Source organism: Duganella sp. GW822-FHT06D06 (assembly GCF_058799615.1).
Map to the genome: position 1 here is coordinate 167,275 of NZ_JBXALQ010000002.1, position 19,293 is coordinate 186,567.

Annotated in this window: 18 protein-coding genes and 1 riboswitch; of the genes, 11 read left to right on the top strand and 7 right to left on the bottom strand. The window is 63.7% G+C overall.

The features are described from left to right. Positions 1 to 65 precede the first annotated feature (65 nt). Positions 66 to 914, bottom strand: a complete 849-nt coding sequence (locus AC1RMD_RS03980) for a hypothetical protein (protein WP_492923854.1) — start codon at positions 912 to 914, stop codon at positions 66 to 68. Positions 915 to 1,718: 804 nt separating this feature from the next. Here AC1RMD_RS03980 and AC1RMD_RS03985 point away from each other — a divergent pair. Continuing rightward, the gene (locus AC1RMD_RS03985; protein WP_492923856.1) at positions 1,719 to 2,498 is read left to right on the top strand and encodes an EAL domain-containing protein; all 780 of its coding nucleotides are present in this window, start codon (positions 1,719 to 1,721) and stop codon (positions 2,496 to 2,498) included. 3 nt (positions 2,499 to 2,501) lie between these two features. Here AC1RMD_RS03985 and AC1RMD_RS03990 read toward each other — a convergent pair whose 3' ends face one another. After that, positions 2,502 to 2,702 (bottom strand): hypothetical protein, encoded by a 201-nt coding sequence (locus AC1RMD_RS03990; protein WP_492923858.1) that lies wholly within the window; start codon positions 2,700 to 2,702, stop codon positions 2,502 to 2,504. 54 nt (positions 2,703 to 2,756) lie between these two features. After that, complete coding sequence (locus tag AC1RMD_RS03995; protein ID WP_492923860.1) at positions 2,757 to 5,582, bottom strand: M16 family metallopeptidase; 2,826 nt, start codon at positions 5,580 to 5,582, stop codon at positions 2,757 to 2,759. Between the two features lie 95 nt (positions 5,583 to 5,677). Next, a riboswitch (FMN riboswitch) is annotated at positions 5,678 to 5,819 on the top strand. Between the two features lie 96 nt (positions 5,820 to 5,915). On the opposite strand from AC1RMD_RS03995, the gene ribB reads away from it, so the two are divergent. Continuing rightward, a complete protein-coding gene (gene ribB / locus AC1RMD_RS04000) occupies positions 5,916 to 6,578 on the top strand; it encodes a 3,4-dihydroxy-2-butanone-4-phosphate synthase (RefSeq protein ID WP_492923862.1) in 663 nt (220 codons plus the stop codon). Here ribB and AC1RMD_RS04005 read toward each other — a convergent pair. Continuing rightward, positions 6,575 to 7,963 (bottom strand): MFS transporter, encoded by a 1,389-nt coding sequence (locus tag AC1RMD_RS04005; protein WP_492923864.1) that lies wholly within the window; start codon positions 7,961 to 7,963, stop codon positions 6,575 to 6,577. The genes ribB and AC1RMD_RS04005 overlap by 4 nt on opposite strands. A 110-nt stretch (positions 7,964 to 8,073) precedes the next feature. Here AC1RMD_RS04005 and AC1RMD_RS04010 point away from each other — a divergent pair, with 110 nt between their 5' ends. The 5 genes from AC1RMD_RS04010 (at position 8,074) to AC1RMD_RS04030 (ending at position 11,929) form a co-directional block, all read left to right on the top strand. Beyond that, positions 8,074 to 8,940 (top strand): LysR family transcriptional regulator, encoded by an 867-nt coding sequence (locus AC1RMD_RS04010; RefSeq protein ID WP_492923866.1) that lies wholly within the window; start codon positions 8,074 to 8,076, stop codon positions 8,938 to 8,940. 50 nt (positions 8,941 to 8,990) lie between these two features. Next, positions 8,991 to 9,779, top strand: coding sequence for an MlaE family ABC transporter permease (locus AC1RMD_RS04015; protein WP_492923868.1), 789 nt, complete (start codon positions 8,991 to 8,993; stop codon positions 9,777 to 9,779). 13 nt (positions 9,780 to 9,792) lie between these two features. Beyond that, a complete protein-coding gene (locus AC1RMD_RS04020; RefSeq protein WP_492923870.1) occupies positions 9,793 to 10,761 on the top strand; it encodes an MlaD family protein in 969 nt (322 codons plus the stop codon). Continuing rightward, complete coding sequence (locus AC1RMD_RS04025; RefSeq protein WP_492923872.1) at positions 10,758 to 11,441, top strand: hypothetical protein; 684 nt, start codon at positions 10,758 to 10,760, stop codon at positions 11,439 to 11,441. Before AC1RMD_RS04020 ends, AC1RMD_RS04025 begins: the two co-directional genes overlap by 4 nt. Before the next feature lie 137 nt (positions 11,442 to 11,578). Beyond that, the gene (locus AC1RMD_RS04030) at positions 11,579 to 11,929 is read left to right on the top strand and encodes a translation initiation factor Sui1 (protein ID WP_492923874.1); all 351 of its coding nucleotides are present in this window, start codon (positions 11,579 to 11,581) and stop codon (positions 11,927 to 11,929) included. On the opposite strand, the gene AC1RMD_RS04035 is transcribed toward AC1RMD_RS04030, so the two are convergent. Next, positions 11,926 to 12,543 (bottom strand): cysteine hydrolase family protein, encoded by a 618-nt coding sequence (locus AC1RMD_RS04035; RefSeq protein WP_492923876.1) that lies wholly within the window; start codon positions 12,541 to 12,543, stop codon positions 11,926 to 11,928. The genes AC1RMD_RS04030 and AC1RMD_RS04035 overlap by 4 nt on opposite strands. Before the next feature lie 107 nt (positions 12,544 to 12,650). Here AC1RMD_RS04035 and AC1RMD_RS04040 point away from each other — a divergent pair, with 107 nt between their 5' ends. After that, positions 12,651 to 13,640 (top strand): GlxA family transcriptional regulator, encoded by a 990-nt coding sequence (locus AC1RMD_RS04040; protein WP_492924687.1) that lies wholly within the window; start codon positions 12,651 to 12,653, stop codon positions 13,638 to 13,640. A 12-nt stretch (positions 13,641 to 13,652) separates the two neighbouring features. Here AC1RMD_RS04040 and AC1RMD_RS04045 read toward each other — a convergent pair whose 3' ends face one another. Beyond that, on the bottom strand, positions 13,653 to 14,906 hold the full coding sequence (locus AC1RMD_RS04045) for a DEAD/DEAH box helicase (protein WP_492923878.1): 1,254 nt from the start codon (positions 14,904 to 14,906) through the stop codon (positions 13,653 to 13,655). 119 nt (positions 14,907 to 15,025) lie between these two features. Here AC1RMD_RS04045 and AC1RMD_RS04050 point away from each other — a divergent pair, with 119 nt between their 5' ends. From AC1RMD_RS04050 to AC1RMD_RS04060, 3 genes are all read left to right on the top strand, one after another. After that, positions 15,026 to 16,015 carry a dipeptidase gene (locus tag AC1RMD_RS04050; protein ID WP_492923880.1) on the top strand — a complete coding sequence of 330 codons (990 nt, stop codon included), beginning with the start codon at positions 15,026 to 15,028 and terminating at the stop codon, positions 16,013 to 16,015. A 180-nt stretch (positions 16,016 to 16,195) separates the two neighbouring features. Next, the gene (locus AC1RMD_RS04055) at positions 16,196 to 16,570 is read left to right on the top strand and encodes a DUF2946 domain-containing protein (protein ID WP_492923882.1); all 375 of its coding nucleotides are present in this window, start codon (positions 16,196 to 16,198) and stop codon (positions 16,568 to 16,570) included. A 145-nt stretch (positions 16,571 to 16,715) separates the two neighbouring features. After that, the gene (locus AC1RMD_RS04060; RefSeq protein WP_492923884.1) at positions 16,716 to 18,824 is read left to right on the top strand and encodes a TonB-dependent receptor plug domain-containing protein; all 2,109 of its coding nucleotides are present in this window, start codon (positions 16,716 to 16,718) and stop codon (positions 18,822 to 18,824) included. On the opposite strand, the gene AC1RMD_RS04065 is transcribed toward AC1RMD_RS04060, so the two are convergent. Further along, entirely contained in the window at positions 18,808 to 19,221 is a 414-nt protein-coding gene (locus AC1RMD_RS04065) for a hypothetical protein (protein ID WP_492923886.1), read from the bottom strand. The genes AC1RMD_RS04060 and AC1RMD_RS04065 overlap by 17 nt on opposite strands. Between the last annotated feature and the right edge of the window lie 72 nt (positions 19,222 to 19,293).

Sequence of the window (19,293 nt, forward strand, 5' to 3'; positions counted from 1 at the left end):
AGGTAAGTGGTGTCCGTCATGCCTTGGCCGCACGCGGTCCAAGGCATGAGCAGTATCGGGCGAGTTTATTGAGAAACTCCAATCTGAATCGGAACGCCTGATGCCCGAAGGTGCTGCTCGACCGTGAAAGTATTTCTTTTCGTCCAGCGTGGGTCACTGGACGGCGGTTTTCCGAATTCTCTCATTGCGAAAAATCCATCTGTCCATACTCTTGGCAAAAAAGAATCCCCATCGCGCTGCGAAGAAAGATCAGGCTTGTCGATGCTATCCGCCGTACTCGAAATTGCCACATTTTTTTCATTCGCGTAGAACCAGTCGACGGCCCCCTTTTGGAGATTGAGTTCAGCCTCGATAATTACTGTATCGCTCATTCCAGGAACCTTCCATTCCATCGTCTTGGAAAGAAGACGAGACATCACACCAGCATGATAAGTACAAGCATTCAATTGTATTGCTGGCCAAGTCCGCAACTCCTCAAGGAAGGCTGCCGCGTTCCTTACGGGATCAGCGGCAGGGATGCAATCTTTCGGCAACATTTGAGGCCGTTGTGCGGCCCACCACAAAGCCGCCGCCGGATCATTCAAATTCACGGCATAGAGAGCAATCAATCGCGCCACCGCTGATGGCGCACCTGCCTTCGCTGCTTTTTGATAGAACGACGTGGCTTTTTCCCAGTCAGGATTAACGCAGGTACCATATTCATGGATATTTCCCGCGTACATTAGAACATCGGCGTTGCCATCAACCGCTCGCTCATTGATAGTTTTCACCAACTCATCACAGTGGCCATCAGTAGACATCGTGATTAAATTTAATATTTCCCGGGGACTGGCTTGTGCGGTTGAAGCAAAGCCTGCAACAAGAAAAGCAGCAATTAAATTCATCGAAAAATAAGGGGTTCGCAGCAACCGCATTGGATTCCTTCATGTATAACCGATCACAGATATGACCAAGGCGACTAGAATAGCATCTTGCCTATGTAAGAAAGTCCACCAAATGTCACGCAAAGCCGGCAATGGCGTCGGCGACGCCATCTGCGGGCGCGCTTGGGGTCAGACCGGCAAAGTGCCTTTTGGCTGGTAGCTGGAACTGAGCCCATTCCGCATGCACTCCCAAATGCCTATGACCATTCTTTGCTCAACTTCTCCAGGAGCAAAGCAGCACGGGTATATGGAACACCAATCACTTCCTGAATTGCGGACTTGGGTTGCGCTGATGCTCCCACAAGAAGCTCGCGCAAAGAACCAATCACAACAAGTGCGGCAATCTCCTCATCACCTTTCTCAATATCCGGCCATTGGCGAAGTACTTGGTCGAATTCCGCAAAATCGATCCCAAAGAGTGTCGGACATTCCCAATCCCTGCATGCGTGTCAGTATTCCATTGCCAGGCGTGCGGCGTCTCTTTCTTCGCACGAAAGCCCTTCGATGCGTATGTTTGATAGCATGGAAAAATCATCCAGAGAGAAAATTTCGACCTTCCGGTCTTGGCCGGAACCGGCCGTCGGCGTTTAGGACAGCACCTGGCTCAAGGAGCCAAGAAGGACCCAAGGGCCAATTCCGGCGTTCAGCCATTCCTGCCACAAACTTGACCGATTGCCGACGCTCGCGCTGGATGAGCGTACCATGGCTTACCGAAGCACTTGTTGAGCAGAGGTCACGCCGCAATTGCAGCGACAATGATTTCCAGATGCATTCCTTACAAAGAATAGGTCTCACATGACTTCGACTTCCCCTTCGCAGAGCGACACGCCTCCCGTCAAGTGCCAGAAATGCAAAGACGAGCGGGAGCTGGGATTTGACATCGTGTTCGCCAATCAGCCTATCGTTGAGCTGAGCGCCCGCTCGATTTACGCGCACGAGGCCTTGGTGCGAGGTCCGAACGGCGAGTCTGCCTATTCGGTCCTGTCGCAGGTGACCGACACCAATCGCTACCAGTTCGACCAGGCGTGCCGGGTGCAGGCAATCAAGGGAGCGGCGGAACTCGGTTTGAAGGGATTATTGTCGATCAATTTTCTGCCGAACGCGGTCTACCAGCCAGCCGCCTGCATACGCAGCACCTTCGAGGCGGCGCAACGCTACCACTTTCCGATCGAGCGCATCATTTTCGAGGTCACCGAAGGCGAGCGGGTGCAGGACAGGCCGCATCTGGTCAACATCTTCCAGGAATACAGTCGTTTTGGTTTCCGCACAGCGATCGACGACTTCGGGGCCGGCTATGCGGGCCTGAACCTGTTGTCCGAGTACCAGCCCGACATCATCAAGATCGACATGGAACTGGTGCGCGACATCGACACCAGCAAACCGAAACAGGCGATCGTCAACGGCATCATGGCAATCTGCGCCGCGCTTGATATACGCGTGCTCGCCGAAGGCATTGAAACCAAGGCTGAACGCGACTTCCTGCGCGAGGCGGGCATCGACCTGATGCAAGGGTATCTGTTCTGCAAGCCCGCATTCCGGGCGGAAGGCGTCATCGCCCCCTCCGCGTGGGACTGACTATCAGGCCAGCGCTTCCTTCGCCGCCTGCTCCGGCGTCAAGCCATCGTAGAACAGGTCCGTAAACCACTCGACCTGTTCTTCGATATGCTCCTGCGCCTGTTCCTGCGTGGCGCCGCCCTTCACCAGGAAGCCCTCCACTTCGATGCACCAGTGGATCAATTCCAGGGTTTCCGGGTCCAGCTCTTCGTTTTTCTTTGCCATGATAGTTCTCTACATCGTGATGGATACAAGCCGCCAGTGTAACAGGCGGCCCGATTACTTAGCCGGATACAGCACCACCTGCACATAATTGTTGGTGTCGAAGTAGCGCTTGGCCGCGTCTTTCAACTCGGCCGCCGTCAACGCGCCAACGCGCGCTTCATAGGTCAGCACATCGGCCGGATCGGTCTTGTTGAAGAAGGCGTTCATCAGCACCGCCATCCAGTAACCGTTCTCGCGCAAGCCCTTGCGGTAGTTCTCGATCCACGACGCCTTCACCTTGGCCAGGTCCGCATCTTCCGCGCCATTCTCCTTGATCCTGTCAATCTCCGCGAACGTCGCCGCCAGCACCTTGTCGACATTCTCCGGCGCGCATGGCAGGTTGGCCGTGATCGAGTAATTCTGGTACGGGATACGCTCCATATTACCGCGCACGCCGCCGCTGTACATCGCGCCCATTTTCTCGCGCAGCACCTCGATCAGTTTAATGTTCAACACCTCGATCAGCGCCTGCAAGCGCATGCGCTCCTGCGCCGAGAACGACGCCTCGCCGGTGAAGGACAGCGAGATCGTGCTCTTGGGCTCAGAACCCGCATGCACTTCCTTCTTGATCACCCCGCGCACCGGACGCACGCCCTCGTCCTTGAACGCCACCGGAATCTCGCCCACCGGCAGGCTGCCCAGATAGGTGGCGATCAACGGTTTGATCGTCGCCACATCGAAGCTGCCCGCCATGAAGAAGGTAAAGCCCTTGGCGCTGGACATGCGGCTGTTGTAGATGTCGACCACGCGGTCCATGCCCAACTGGTCGAAGTCGGCCGGCTTCGGCGCCCGCTGCACACGCGGGTTGTTGTTGTACAGCGTGGCCGTGATGGTGTCGCTGAAAACCGACTCAGGCCGCGCCATATTGTTCTTCGCCAGTTCGCGCTGACGGTCCACGTAAGCGCTGTAGATCGCCGCATCCTTGCGCGGCTGCGTCATGTTCAGGTACACCAGCTGCAGCATGGCCTCGACGTCGCCGCTGCCGGAGCCGCCGCTGACGGTCTCGTTGATCGAACTGACACTGGCGTTGGCGCCCGCCGTCTTCCCGGCCAACACCTTCACCAGATCGCTCGGCGTGTAATCGCGCACGCCCATCTGGTGCACGATGTTGCTGGCATAGCGCGCGTTGAACAGGTCCTGGTCGCCGAACAGCGACCAGCCGCCGTAACGCAGGCCGGCCAGTATCACCTGGTCGTTATTGAAGTCGGTAGGCTTCAGCACCACCTTGACGCCGTTGCTCAGCGTGAGCTCCGTCAGTCCCAGCTTGGCGTTGACGCTCTCGCCGACGATGCTGCCGGCCTTGGGCGGCGCCGCCATCAGCTGGCTGGAATAGACCTTCTCCTCCTGCGCCTTGACGCTGATCTTCTCCGCCGCGCTGGCGGTGGCCAGCAGCTCGTCGGCCTTCGGCGCCGGCACGCCCGCCGCCTCGGACCCCGTGTAGATCACCAGCTTGTTCTGGCTATCCGGGATCGCCGCCCGCACGGCGGCATTCACCTCGGACAGCGCGATGCCCGGTATCAGCTCATTGGCGTAGCGGTACTCCATCGCGATGCCGGGGATGGCCTCCTTGTCGAGGAAGTTGCGGATGTACTCCGCCGCATAGCCGGCCGAATCGGATTTATCGCGCTCGTTGTACATGCGCTCGTAGTTGCGCAGTATGCCCTTCTTGGCGCGCTCCACTTCGGACGCGGTAAAACCGTACTGGCGCGCGCGCTGGTCTTCCTGCACCAAGGCGTTGATGGCCGGCGTGGCGCCGCCCTTGCCCAGCACCGCGCCGGCGCCGAACGAACGGTAGCCGCGCATCACGGAACTCATGCCGCTGCCGCCTTGCAGGAACGGCGGATTGACTTGCTGCGTCAGCTCGTACATGCGCTGGCTGAGAATGAAGCTGTACATATTCTCGATCAGCTTCTGGCGATAGTCGGCGATGGTGGCGCCGGCCGGCCATTCCTGGATCGGGTAGCGGATGAAGACCGAGTTCGCGCCGATCTCCTTGTCCGTGAACACCACGCCTTCGGATTCCGCGCGCTCGGGTATCTTGGCGTAGTCGCGCGGACGCTCGTTCTGCGGATTTTTCAGGCCGCCGAAATGCTGGGCTATCAGCTTTTCCGCTTCGGCCGGCTCGATATCGCCGACCACCACCACCGCCATCAGGTCCGGACGATACCAGTCGCGGTAAAAGCGCTTGACGGCGTCGTGCTTGAAGTTCTTGAGGATGTCCTCTTTACCGATCGGCATGCGCTGCGCATAGCGCGAGCCGTTCAGCACCTTCGGCAGCAGCACCTTGTTCATGCGGTCGTCCACGCCTTTGCCCATCCGCAGCTCCTCCAGCACGATACCGCGCTCGCTGTCGATGTCGGCGTCGTTGAACGACAGGCCGTGCGCCCAGTCCTCCAGCACCTGGAAGCCCTGCTTCACCACTTCCGGCTTGTCGGTCGGTATCGGCAGGATGTAGACGGTTTCGTTGAAGGTGGTGTAGGCATTCAGGTCGGCGCCGAACTTCACGCCTATCGACTGCAGATAGGACACCAGCTCGTTGCGCTTGAAATGGGTCGAACCGTTGAAGGCCATATGCTCGGTGAAGTGCGCCAGGCCTTGCTGGTCGTCGTCTTCCAGGATCGAGCCGGCCTTCACCACCAGCCGCAGCTCCAGCTTCTTCTCGGGACGGGTGTTCTTCTGCACGTAGTAAGTGAGGCCGTTGGCCAGCCGGCCCACCTTGACCTGCGGCCCGACCGGTATCGGATCGCTCAATTTCAACGGCGGCTGATCGACGGCTTGCGCCATGAAGGAACACGCCAGAAGAACGGCGGCGGTGGCGCTACGCATTGTCATCAGCTTCATACCCGTTGCATAAATAAGAAGAAAAAAGCTACCTTACACTGAAATTCTTAATTTGGGCTAGAATCATTCCTCGCCTGCCAGCCGGCAGGATTTAACGACGTCTTCGGGGCGGGGTGCGATTCCCCACCGGCGGTAAAGCCAGCAATGGCCAAGCCCGCGAGCGCCTTCTCACGAAGGGTCAGCAGATTTGGTGTGATTCCAAAGCCGACGGTATAGTCCGGATGAAAGAAGATGTGCGGTGACGCGGCCTCCTGCCCGAGCGATCGGTGCGGCTGGCCGCGCGTATTCGCTTGCCCTGTCGCGTTTTTCGCCTATTAGCGAGGAGCGTTTCACATGTTAGACCAACAATCCGCAGTATCCCCCTACTCCCTGGTTTCGGACGATCTGGAAGGCCGCATCGCCGCGGCGCTGGAAGCCATGCGCACCGGCGTGCCAGTGATCCTGCTCGACGATTTCGACCGCGAGAACGAAGCTGACCTGATCGTCGCCGCCGAAAAAATCACCGTGCCATCGATGGCCATGATGATCCGCGAATGCAGCGGCATCGTCTGCCTTTGCCTGAGCGCCGACAAGGTGCGCGCGCTCGAACTGCCGATGATGGCCGCCGATAACGGCAGCCGTTACGGCACGCCGTTCACGGTATCGATCGAAGCGCGCGAAGGCGTAACCACCGGCGTCTCGGCGGCGGACCGCGTCACCACCATCCGCACCGCCATCGCGGCGGACGCGCAGCCGCGTGACCTGGTCCATCCAGGCCACGTGTTCCCGCTGCGCGCCACGCCGGGCGGCGTGCTGGCCCGCAAAGGCCACACCGAAGGCTCGGTGGACCTGGCGACCATGGCCGGCCTCAAGCCGGCCGCCGTGCTGTGCGAACTGATGAACCCCGACGGCACCATGATGCGCGGCGCCGACATCGAGCAATTCGCCGAACTGCACGGCATGCCCATCCTGACCATCGCCGAGATGATCGAATGGCGCACCATGCACGGGATCTAAACCGGCTTGCCCAGCTTGATGTGGCGGTACACCAGCGCCAGCGCGCCCGCGTAGGCCGCCGCAATCAGGCCAAAAGCCAGCGGCAAACGCCACGCCCACTCGGGCACCATATGCATCACGGTGCCCATCATCGCCACGCCGACCAGGGCGCCGATCTGACGATTGGCGTTCAACGCGGCGGCGGCGCTGTTGGCGTGCGCCTTGCCCGCCACCAGCATCACCGTGGTCGTCATGCCCGGAATCGCGACGCCGATGGCGACGTTCATGATCGCAGCCGTCAGCGCTAGCAGCCAGTATGGCGTTTGCGGGGTCAGGCCGATCAGCATCAGCACGGCCATGCCCAGCCCCACCATCAAACCAAGCAGCATCGGCGGTCTGGTGCCGACCCGCGCCGCGATGCGTCCCGAGATCAGGTTGCCGACCGCGAAAGCGGCCATCATCGGTATCAGCTTCAAGCCGGTGTGCAGCGCATCGGCGCCGGACTGCTGGATGTATAGGCTGATCAGGAACAACTGGCCGAACACGGAAAAATTGATCAGGAAGCCCACGCCGTTGGCCGCGGCAAACACCGGCGTATCGAATAGCGCCCGTGGCAACAGGGGATGCGCACCGGTGCGCTCCCGCCGCACCAGCAGGAAAATCGCAGCCACGGTCACCGCAAAGGCGATCAGCACCGGAGCCGATCCCCAGCCAAGCGCTGGGCCTTCGATCAGCACAAAGCTCAGCGCCGCCAGCGCGGCCATGCCCAGCAGATGGCTCAACATCGACAGCGCGCGCTCCATGCGCGGCGTGGCCGGCGCCACCACCTGCGTCAATACGATGCCAAGCAGGCCAATCGGCACGTTCACCCAGAACACGCTGCGCCAGCCGAATTCGTGCACCAGCAGACCACCCACCAACGGACCGGAGGCCGACGAACAGCCGACGATCGCCGACCACGTGGCCAGCATACGCGCGCGCGTGGCCTGGTCTTCATACGCATGCGTCAACAAGCTCAGTGAGCTTGGCATGAACAGCGCCGCACCCGCGCCTTGCAGCAAGCGCGCGGCGATCAGCGCGTTGCCGCTTGGGGCCACGGCACACAGCACCGACCCCAGAATGAACACGCTCAAGCCGCCCTGATAGACGTTCTTCGGGCCATAGCGGTCGGCCAGTGCGCCGCCGGCCATCAGCAGCGCGGCGAAGGTCAGCGTGTAGCCGTCCACCACCCACACCAGGCCGGTGAGCGGCACGCCCAGGCTGAGCGAGATATCGGATAGGGCGGTATTGACGGCGGTGACATCGATCATCGCCATCACGAAGCCGATGGCCAGTGTCATCAACACCAGCAAGGCGGGAATCTGGCGCGGCTGGATCGCCGGCGCCACGGTGCCAGGGTTATTCATGATGCTTCCTTCAGAGAGAGTGGTCCGATGGTAGCCCCCTTGCCTGATGCAGTAAATACGCATAACATCGGCACTCCGATGCAAAACTGCATCAACCACCGGAAACCCGCATGGATTGGGACAACGCCAGGATTTTCCTCGCCATCTACCGCAAAGGCACGCTGCGCTCGGCCGCCGCCGCCCTCGACATCGACCAGGCCACCGTCGGCCGGCGCCTCAACGCGCTGGAAAAATCGCTGGGCGCGCGCCTGTTCCTGCGCACGCCGTCCGGCTACCTGGCCACGCCCGCCGGCGAACTGGCCGTCACCGCCGCCGAATTGATGGAGCACGCGGCCCTGCAGTTCCAGCGCGAAATGCAGGGCATCGACAACCGCCTGTCCGGCAACGTGCGCGTCAACACCTCGGACACCATCGCCAGCCACTCGGTGCTGGGCGCCATGCAGCGGCTGCACGCCATACATCCGGAAATACGCATCATCCTGAGCACCAGCACCGAGATCAGCAACCTGACCCGGCGTGAGGCCGACCTGGCGGTGCGCACGCTCAAGCCCACCAGCCCAGACCTGATCTCGCGCCAGCTGAGCCGGCGCAGCATGGGCCTGTACGCCACGCCGGCCTACCTGGCTGAACGCGGCGTGCCGGTCCGGGGCAACGGCATGCAAGGCCACGACATCATTATTTACCAGGGAGCGGTGGCGCCGCGCCACAAGGAAAAACTGTGCATGGAACCGATCGCCAATGCCCGCGTGGCGATTGAAGTCAACAGCGGCATGGTGATGCTGGACGCCGCCCGGCGCGGCATGGGCGTGGCCGAACTGCCCTGCCACATGGCCGACGGCGATGCGCAGCTGACCCGCATCTGGCCCGAGCGCGTCGACCACTACGATGTCTGGCTGGTGATGCACAGCGACCTGAGTCGCAGCGCCCGCGTGCGCGCCGCCGCCGACGCCATCATCGCCACCTTCGCCGAAGAATAGGCGCCCGTGGCGGACGTACGCCGGCGCTGCCACAGTGCTAAGATGCCAACATGAACTTAGAAGCAGCTATCCCGCCTGCGCTGAAGCGCACGATCCTCGCAACCGTCAACTGGCTGAACAGCTGGTGGCGGCTGCTGCAGTTCGCGGTGCTGATGCTGTCGCTGGCGTTCAGCCCCGCCAGCTACGTCGGCGCCAACCGCAACCTGCTGGCGCGCCACATCGTGCGCGACACCGCGCCCAACCTGGCCTGGTATGGCGTGTTGTCGGCGCTGGTCAGCCTGGTGCTGATCCGCATCGTGGTGGTCACGTCGCAGAGTTACGGCCTGTCGCGCTTCGCGCTGGAGATGGTGGTGCGCGTGCTGGTGCTGGAACTGATCCCGCTGACCGCCGCCGCCTTCGTCGCGCTGCGCACCACCCTGCCCGCCGGGCTGGAGTTCTCGCAAAGCCGCAGCAACGTCGCCAACACCAGCGACGACGAACTGCACCAGGAATTCTTCCCGCGCGTGGCGGCGGGAGTGTTCGCCGTCTGGATGCTGGCCGCCGTCAGCTGCGTGATGACGCTGATCCTGGCCTACCTGTCGCTGTACGGCTTCACGCCGTGGGCGCTGCCCGGTTACACCCGCGTGGTCGGCCAGGTCTTCAATCCGGCGGTAGCGCTGATCCTGACGCTGAAGATCGTCTTCTTCAGCTTCGCGGTCGGACTGATACCGATGGCCTCCTCCTTCTACTTCGGCGCCAGCTACCGCGCCAAGGTCACGCACGGCCTGTACGACATGGTGCGGCTGTTCGCCGTGATGCTGCTGATCGAAATCGCCTCGTTGATGGGCAACTACTACTAAGCGGAATGGACCAATGACCGAACAAACAAACGAAGCGACGCCCGTGCGCAACGCGGAATTCAAGGCGGCCCTGCTGCTGGTGCTGATGGTGGTGCTGGTGGCAGGTTCCGCGCTGTACCTGATGTACGCGCGCGGCGCCTTCGAATCGACGCAGACGCTGGTGCTGCAGGCGGACGACTCGGAAGGCGTCACCGTCGGCATGGACGTCACCTTCGCCGGCTTCCCGATAGGCAGGGTGCGCCGCATAGAACTGGGCAAGGACGGCAAGGCGCGCGTGATCGTCGATGTGCCGCGCAACGATGCGCACTGGCTGCGCAGCTCCAGCATCTTCACGCTGGAACGCGGCCTGGTGGGCGGCGCCAAGCTGCGCGCCTTCAGCGGCATTCCGACCGATCCGCCGTTGGAGGACGGCGCCGCCCGCTCGCTGCTGGTCGGCGACGCCGGCGCGGAAATTCCGCGCCTGCTGGCCGCCGCCAAGGACCTGCTGGAAAACCTCAACGCGCTGACGGCGGAAAACTCCGCACTGGCCGCAAGCCTGGCCAACGTCCAGGGCGTTACCGGCAAACTGAATGGCCCCAACGGCGCCATGGGCCTGATCGCCGGCGACGACAAGAACGCCCAACAGCTGACGGAGCGCGCCAACAAGCTGCTGATCACCGTGAACGCGCTGGCCACCAAGGCCGATAGCCTGATCGGCCACGCCGACACCCAAGTCTTCGGCAAACAAGGCGTGATGACGGACGCCCAAGCGACCATCGTGCAGCTCAACGGCCTGCTGGCGGACGCCCGCAACAGCCTGAAGAAAATGGACGCGGTGCTGATCGAAGCGCAGGCCGTCGGCGCCAACGCCAGGGAGGCCACGGCCGATCTGGGCACGCTGCGCGGCGAAGTGGAAAGCAGCTTGCGCCGGGTCGAACAACTGGTCAATGAGATCAACCGCAAATGGCCGTTCAAGCGCGACACGGAGATCAAACTGCCATGAAGACCAACGCCCCGCTGATCGCGACACTGCTCGCCACGCTGCTTGCCACTTCGCTGCTGGCCGCCTGCGGCAACAACCCGCCGGTGCCGGACTGGCAAATGAACGCGCAAAGCTCCATCGAACGCTCGACCGCCGCCTACATGTCCGGCAACGCCCGCGTGGAAGCGGCCGAGTACAAGCGCGCCCGCGAAGCGCTGGCCAGCACCGGCAAGGTCGACCTGATGATACGCGCCGAGTTGATACGTTGCGCCGCCCGCGTCGCCTCGCTGGTGTTCGAGGATTGCACCGGCTACGACAAGCTGTCGCAAGACGCCGGCCCGGCCGACCGCGCCTACGCCGCCTACCTGTCCGGCCGCGCCACCGCCGCCGATGCGGCGCTGCTGCCGGCGCAGCATCAGCCGGTGGCCTCGGCGTCCGGCGACACCGCCGCCGCCAGCGCCGCGCAAGCCATCGCCGATCCGTTCTCCAAGCTGGTGGCCAGCGGCGTGCTGCTGCGCGCCGGCAAAGCCACGCCGCAAGTCCTCGGCGGAGCCGTGGACACCGCCTCCGCCCAAGGCTGGCGCCGACCGCTGCTGGCATGGCTGGGCGTACAAGCCATGCGCGCCACGCAAGCCGGCGACACCGCCGAAGCCCAGCGCATCCAGCGCCGCATCAACCTGATCACCGAAAAGCCGTTATGACCTCCACGATATCCGCCATCGACATCCCAGGGCGCGTCTACATGCTGTTCGTCACGCCCATGCACCGGCTCATCGTTCCCGCATCGCTGAGGAACGCCCGTTTTCTGTAGGCCGGCTTCTGCTAGAATCTCGTCCCTATGAACACCCGACTCGTCTACTCCACTGAGACCGGCCGCATGTGCCCCGATTGCGGGCAGCCGGTCGCCGATTGCCGCTGCAAGGCCGCAGCCAAATCCAAGCCCGCCGGCGACGGCGTCGTACGCGTGTCGCGCGAATCGAAGGGCCGCGGCGGCAAGACCGTCACCCTGGTGAAAGGCCTGGCGCTGGACGCCATCGCCCTCGCCCTGCTGGGCAAGCAGCTGCGCAGCGCCTGCGGTTCCGGCGGCACCGTCAAGGACGGCGTCATCGAAATCCAGGGCGACCACTGCGACCTGGTGATGGAAGCCCTGAAAAAACAGGGCCACCAACCCAAGCGCACCGGCGCTTAGCGGGTGCGCTGGTTCGACAGATAGATATTGTCGGGTTCCAGCTTGCTGCCGTCACGCACGGCGGCCTGCCACGTTTCAGTACTCACCACTGCGCCGAAATTGGAATGAAACACCGTGTTGAACACGCGGTGAATCTCTTCCGCAGTGACCTTGCCGGCCGCGTTCTCGTACGGCAGCGCGCCGGTGGCGTCCTCCAGCACTTCCACTTGCAAGCCGCGATGCTTCGCCTCGTAGATGGTGGACGCATTGCAGTTGTGCGTCATGTAGCCGGCGATGGTCAAGGTATCGATGGCGTGTTCCTTCAACCACTCAGCCAGGTCCGTCCCGGCGAACACGCTCGCCATTTTCTTGTTGATAAAATGGTCGTGCGCGCGCTGCGCCACCACGGGATGCACCTTCCAGCCGTCCGAGCCAAGACCGAAGATTGGTGAGTTTTCCGGCGCATCGTGCTGCACCACCACCACCGGAATGCCCGCCTCGCGCGCCGCGTCCATGGCGCGGCCGATATTCGGCAGCGAGGTCTCAACCGGTGGATATTCAATCCTCATCTGGCCGGTGAAGTATTCGTTCTGTACGTCGATGACGATCAATGCGCGGCGTGGGGTTGCGGTCATGATTTTCTCCTGTAGGATAAGGCGGAAGCGCCCGGTGAGTGACATTGTCCGTCGCCGTGCCGTTATTCAAAAGTGGCCCGAAGGCCACCATGCGATATAATCAGGCCATGTCCGCACGCACCTCGCCCATCCAGAAATTCCGCATCGCCGTCATCGCTTTCGACGGCATCAACCCTTTTCACCTATCGGTACCGTGCCAGGTATTCGGCGCCCAGCGCGCCGATTGCGAGAGCGCCACCTTCGACGTCAAGGTATGCGCGGAGGATCACGGGGCACCGCTGACCACCACGGCCGGCTTCGAGATCGTCGCGCCCCACAGCCTTGCCGCCCTGGCCCGCGCCGACATCGTCATCCTGCCATCGTGGCATTCCGACTGCCGTCCGGCGCCCGCCAGCCTGCTGCAAGCTTTGCGCCGCGCCCATCAGCGCGGCGCGCAGGTGGTGGGCCTGTGCATAGGCGCGTTTCCGCTGGCGGAAGCGGGCCTGCTGGACGGCCGCACGGCCACCACGCACTGGGCCAACGCCGACACCATGGCCGAGCGCTACCCCAAGGTCCGGGTCGACCGCGAAGTCCTGTATGTCGATGAAGGGAAAGTGGTGACGTCGGCCGGCGTGGCGGCCGGCCTTGATTGCTGCCTGCACTTGCTGCGGCAGCTGTGCGGCGCGGAAATCGCCAATCGCGTGGCGCGGCAAATGGTGGTCGCACCGCACCGCCAAGGTGGGCAAGCGCAGTTCATCGAACGTCCGCTGCCCGTCAACGGCAGCGACGACCGTTTCGCGCAGGTGCTGGCATGGGTCGGCGAGGATTTGACGCAGAACCACAGCATCGACGCGCTGGCAGAACGGGCCTTGATGAGCCGCCGGAATTTCACCCGCCACTTCCGCCAGGCCACCGGCACCTCGGTCAAGCAATGGCTGCTCAACCAGCGGCTGGCCCATGCCCAGCATCTGCTGGAAAGCAGCGAAGTGTCGATCGAGATGGTGGCGCAGCAGGCGGGATTTGGTTCCGCGCTGTCGCTGCGCCAGCATTTCCGGACGGCCTTGCGGACCTCGCCGTCCGAGTACCGCAAGCTGTACCGCTCCTCCGCACTGGATTGACGGCGCGCGAGCTTACTCCCCGGCCGCCGCGGCGGCTTCGCGCAGCTTGTCCTTCTTGCTCTTGCGCTTGCCCTTGATGCCGCCATTGACGGTGTCCGTCACCGAATCGGCGGCGACCGGCGGCAGCGTCTCCACCGGCTCGAAGCCGGCGATCTCCTCGCGCGGCAGCAGAATCTCCTGACGCTTTTCGATCAGGCGGAAATGCTGTTCCGTCTCCGCGCTGACAAAACTGATCGCCACGCCGCTCTCGCCGGCGCGGCCGGTGCGGCCGATACGGTGGGTGTAATCCACCGCCGAACGCGGCAGGTCGTAGTTGACCACCGCCGGCAGACGGGCGATGTCGATACCGCGCGCCGCCACATCGGTCGCCACCAGCACCTGCAAGCGGCTGGCCTTGAAATCGCCCAGCACCTCGGTGCGCGCGCCCTGGCTGAACTCACCATGGAAGGCGCCGGCGCGGATGCCGTTGCGGTTCAGTTTATCGGCCACATGCTCGGCCGCGTACTTGGTCGCGACGAACACCAGCACCCTGCTCCACTGGTGCTCCTGGATCAGATGCTTGAGCAGCATGGTACGGCGCGGCACGTCGACCATGATCGCGCGCTGCTCGATATCGGGCTTGCTCAGTGGTTCGGACAGCACCTCGATGCGCGTCGGCTGGTGCAGCATGCCGTCGGCCAGCGCCTGCACCGCCGGCGGAAAGGTCGCCGAGAAAAACAGGTTCTGGCGCTGCTTGGGCAGCAGCTCCAGGATGCGGTTCAATTCTTCGCTGAAGCCCAGGTCCAGCAGGCGGTCCGCCTCGTCCAGCACCAGCATCGCCGTGCGCGAAATCTTCAACGCATTGTGGTCGATCAGGTCCAGCAGCCGGCCCGGCGTGGCGACCACGATGTCGACGCCGCCGCGCAGCGCCATCATCTGCGGGTTGATCGACACGCCGCCGAACACGATCGACACCTTGACCTGCATCGGCAAATGCGCCACCAGCTTGCGGATCGACTCGCCCACCTGCGCCGCCAGCTCGCGCGTCGGCACCAGGATCAGGCCATGCAGCTGGCGCGGGCCGTTGCGGTTGTCCAGCAGCGATTGCAGCAGCGGCAGCGCGAAGGCGGCGGTCTTGCCGGACCCGGTCTGCGCCGCGCCCAGCACGTCTTCCCCGCGCAGGATGGCGGGAATGGCGGCGCTCTGGATGGCGGTCGGCTCCTGGTAACCGATTTCGGTGACGGCGTTAATCAGTGAGGGAGCAAGGCCCAGCGAAGAAAAAGACATGTTGGCCTTAATAGTGTGAATCCCTCCAGTATAAAGCATGCGCGCCACACCCCGGCCGCGCAGATTTGCCCTGGACACGCATTCGTGGGAACATAGCATTTTTGACAAAGCCAACAAACATGATCAACTGGGACGCCCACGCTTGCTTGCCGCAGCATCCGCAGGCCGACTTCACGCCCGTCCAACGGCTGCACGCCGCCGGGGTGAACTACGTCTCGCTCAACGTCGGGGGCGACATGAACCCGATCTCGCAAGTGATGTCCGTGATCGCCGGCTACCGCGCCACCATCGCCTCCGACCCGGACCGCTATGTCCTCATTTCCAGTGTAGACGACGTGATCCAGGCCGCCGCCGACGGCCGCATCGCCATCAGCTTCGACCTGGAAGGCGCGATGCCGCTGCTCGACCAGCCGGAAATGATCGCCCTGTACGCCCAGCTGGGCGTGCGCCAGATCCACTTCGCCTACAACCGCAACAACAACGTCGCCGACGGCTGCCACGACCTGCCGCGCGGCCTGACGCCGCTCGGCCACAGCATGGTGAACGCCGTGAACGACGCCGGCATCCTGATGGACTGTTCGCATACGGGCCGCATGTGCAGCCTTGATATCATGGCCGCGTCGTCGCAGCCGGTGATCTTCAGCCACGCCAATCCGTATGCGCTGGTGCAGCATGGCCGCAACGTCACCGACGAACAGATCCGCGCCTGCGCCGCCACCGGCGGCGTGGTGTGCGTCTCCGGCCTGTCGTGGTTCTTGGGCAAGGAGCATCCCGGCGTCGACGACGTCGCGCGCCACGCGGCCTATGTCGCGGACCTGGCGGGCGTATCGCACGTCGGCATCGGCCTCGATATCTGCTTCCAGCAGCCAGGCCTGGACGACACGCCGCCCGGCGATTTCGATCCGGGCTACTGGTGGCCCGCCTCCGCCGGCTACAGCGCCAGCCGCCCGCCGACCTTCACGCCGCCGGAAGTCTGGCGCCAGCTGGCCGCCGCGCTGCGCAAGGTCGGCATGACAGACAGCGAGACCGAACTTGTCATGGGCCGCAACATGATGCGCGTGGCGCAGCAGGTCTGGAGCAAGCCGCAGGCGCTGTTGAAGGCTGCCTGACAGCGATCAGGCGCTGAGCGCCTTCATCGCCGCATCCTGCACCGCCAGAACAACGGTACCCACAGCGCCTGGAAGCTGGGCAAAGGCCGGCCCGCGTGCGCGTCTTCATCGACTTCCTCGTGGAGAGCATCCCGGCAACGGCAGACAAACGGCATCGGATATAATGACAACATGATCGAAATGGCAAAACGACAAACGCTGCACATCTGGATAGCCTTGCTGGCAGTCCTGTTCAGCGCACTCGCGCCTTCGATCTCCCACGCACTGGCCGCCGCCGGAGCCGACACCGTGGAAGTCTGCACGGTGAGCGGCTACAAACTGGTCAAGCTGCCCGCCGGCGACGGCGGCAAAGCCCCTGCATCCGCCAAGCGCGGCATGGAGCATTGCGCGTTTTGCGCCACCCATGGCGGCTCCGACGCCGTCCCCGCCACACCGGCCGCCGCGCTGCTTGCGGACGCCGGCCGCGATATCTATCCCTCCCTCTTTTACGCCGCACCGCAGCCGCTGCACGCCTGGTCTTCGGCCCACGCGCGCGCACCGCCTCTCCTGGCCTGATCCCTGCCCACGGGCGCGATTTTGTGCGCCAGGTCAAATTACGCATCCAGTTCCAATCCTGAGCGCCGGCTCTCGGCGCCAGCTGCCGCATGCGCACAAATTTTCAATATCGGTAACGTCAACCACAGCAACGTAAGGACACACCATGAAGCAGTACTACATGACCGCGTGCCTGGCCATCGCCAGCGCCGCCGCCACAACCGCCAGCGCGCAAACCGGCGGCGCAGCGGCCGCCGAACCGATCGTCAAAGTCATCGTCTCGGCCATCGGCGAAGGTTGGCTGCAGCGCCCGCACGGCGTCAGCGATTCCGCATTGCTGCTCAGCGCCACGCCCGGCTACAGCGCGGCGCGGGCTGGCGGCGTCTCCGCCCTGCCGTTCGTCAACGGCCTGGGCGACGACCGCCTCAAGATCCGCATCGACGGCATGGAAGTCACAGCCGCCTGCGCCAACCACATGAACGCGCCGCTGTCGTACATCGACCCGAGCCAGGTCGGCCGCATCGAAGTGCTGGCCGGGGTAACGCCGGTCAGCGTCGGCGGCGACAGCATAGGCGGTACCGTCACCGTCAAATCCGCCGCACCTGTCTTCGCCGAGACGGCGCAAGCGCTGCGCAGCACCGGCCGCATCACCCTGAATGCCGGCAGCAACGGCGAAACGCTCAACAGCGGCATCTCGGCCGGCATCGCCAGCGACAGCATGAGCCTGGCCTACAACGCAGCCTATGCGCGCGGCCACAGCTACAACGACGGCAACGGCCAGCGCGTGCTGGCCAGCCTGTACCAAAGCATCAACCAGTCGGCGCAGCTGGCCCTGCGCGGCACAGACCGGCAACTGACGCTGCGCGCCGGCATCCAGCACATTCCCTACCAGGGCTTCCCCAACCAGTACATGGACATGACCGACAACGACGGCAAGTTCGCCAACCTGGGCTACGTCGGCCGGTTTGGCTGGGGCGAGCTCGATGGCAGCGCCTACTGGCAAACCACCAACCACGATATGGGCTTCTTCACGCCGGAGCGGCGCGGCATGATGCCGATGGTGACGCGCGGCCGCAACGCCGGCTACGCGCTCAAGGCCTCGCTGCCCTGGGGCGACGCCGGCAAGCTGCGCGTCGGCCACGAGTACCACAGCTTCCGCCTGGACGACTACTGGCCCGCCATCCCCGGTTCGATGATGATGGGACCGCAGACCTATGTGAACATCAACGACGGCCGGCGCGACCGCGTCGCGCTGTACGGCGAAGCGGAGACCGCGCACAACGCGCAATGGACCTCGCTGCTTGGCGCCCGCTGGGAGGCGGTGCGCATGGACGCCGGCGACGTGCGGCCCTATGCCAACAACATGATGAACGCGGCCGACGCCGCCGCCGCCGCGGCATTCAACGCCCGCGCGCGCCGTCAGCGCGACGGCAATCTGGACTTGACAGCGCTGGCGCGCTTCGAAGCCGACGCATCCACCACGTACGAACTGGCGGCGGCCCGCAAGACCCGTTCGCCCAACCTGTACGAGCGCTACTCCTGGGGACGCGGCAGCATGGCGATGACCATGACCAACTGGTTCGGCGACGGCAACGGTTATGTGGGCAATATCGACCTGAAGCCGGAGACCGCGTATACGCTGGGCTTCACCGCCCATTGGCATGGCGCCGGGCCTGCGGGATGGTTCGTCAAGCTCAATCCCTACTACAACCGGGTGCGCGACTATATCGACGTGGATGTACTTGGACAGTTCCATCCCTACATGCGCATGGGTGCGAACGGCGCGCTGCTGCGCTTTGCCAACCACGACGCCAAACTGTACGGCGCCAACCTGTCCTGGCGCGCGCCGCTGGCCGGCTATCCCGCGATCGGTTCGTTCGCCTTTACCGGCAATGCCGCGTACGCGCGCGGGCAGCGCACGGATGGCGGCGACCTGTATCGCATCATGCCGTTCAACGCCTTGCTGGCGTTGGAACACACGAGCGGCGCCTGGCACAGCCAGATCGAAACCAAACTGGTGGCCCGCAAGGACCGGGTCGATGCGCGCCGGCTGGAGCCGGAAACCGCAGGCTATGCCCTGCTCAACGCGCGCACCGCCTACCAGCTACGGAAGAATGTGCGCCTGTCGGCAGGCGTCGGCAATTTGCTGGACAAGGCCTATGCCGATCCTCTGGGCGGCGTCTACCTGTCCGGCCTGCGGGCCGACGGCGGCGCGCTGCGTCCCCTGCCCGGCCACGGCCGCTCCATCGACCTGGGCCTCAGCATCGACCTGTAACTTCCGCCCTCCGCACCGGCAGCCACTGCGCCACGCAGAAAGCCAGCTCCGGCACGATAAACAGCCAAAGCAGCGGCGCGCCGGTGACGGCCAGGGTCCAGATCATCCAGGTCGAGAACAGCAGCCGCGCCATGCCGTCGAAGCGGCCGAAGCGCTGCTGCGGATCGCTGATGCGCAGCAGCGACCACACCAGCACCACGCTGCCGAGCAGGCAGGCGAACAGCACGTGGAACGGCTCGAACGCCGGCAACGCGGCGCCGCCCAAGCCCTGGTTGATGGCGTCCAGTTGCGCGCGGGCCAAGGCGAAGCTCCACGGCGTGGCGAACGGCGCGGTCACGATCAGATCGTAGATGGCGCTGCCGAGGACAATTTTGCGGAAGGTGGATGATGCGAGCATGACGTCTCCTGGAATATGGTGGAGCCATGCTAAAGCCTGGAGTACACTCCAAGGTCAAACGATATTTGGAGC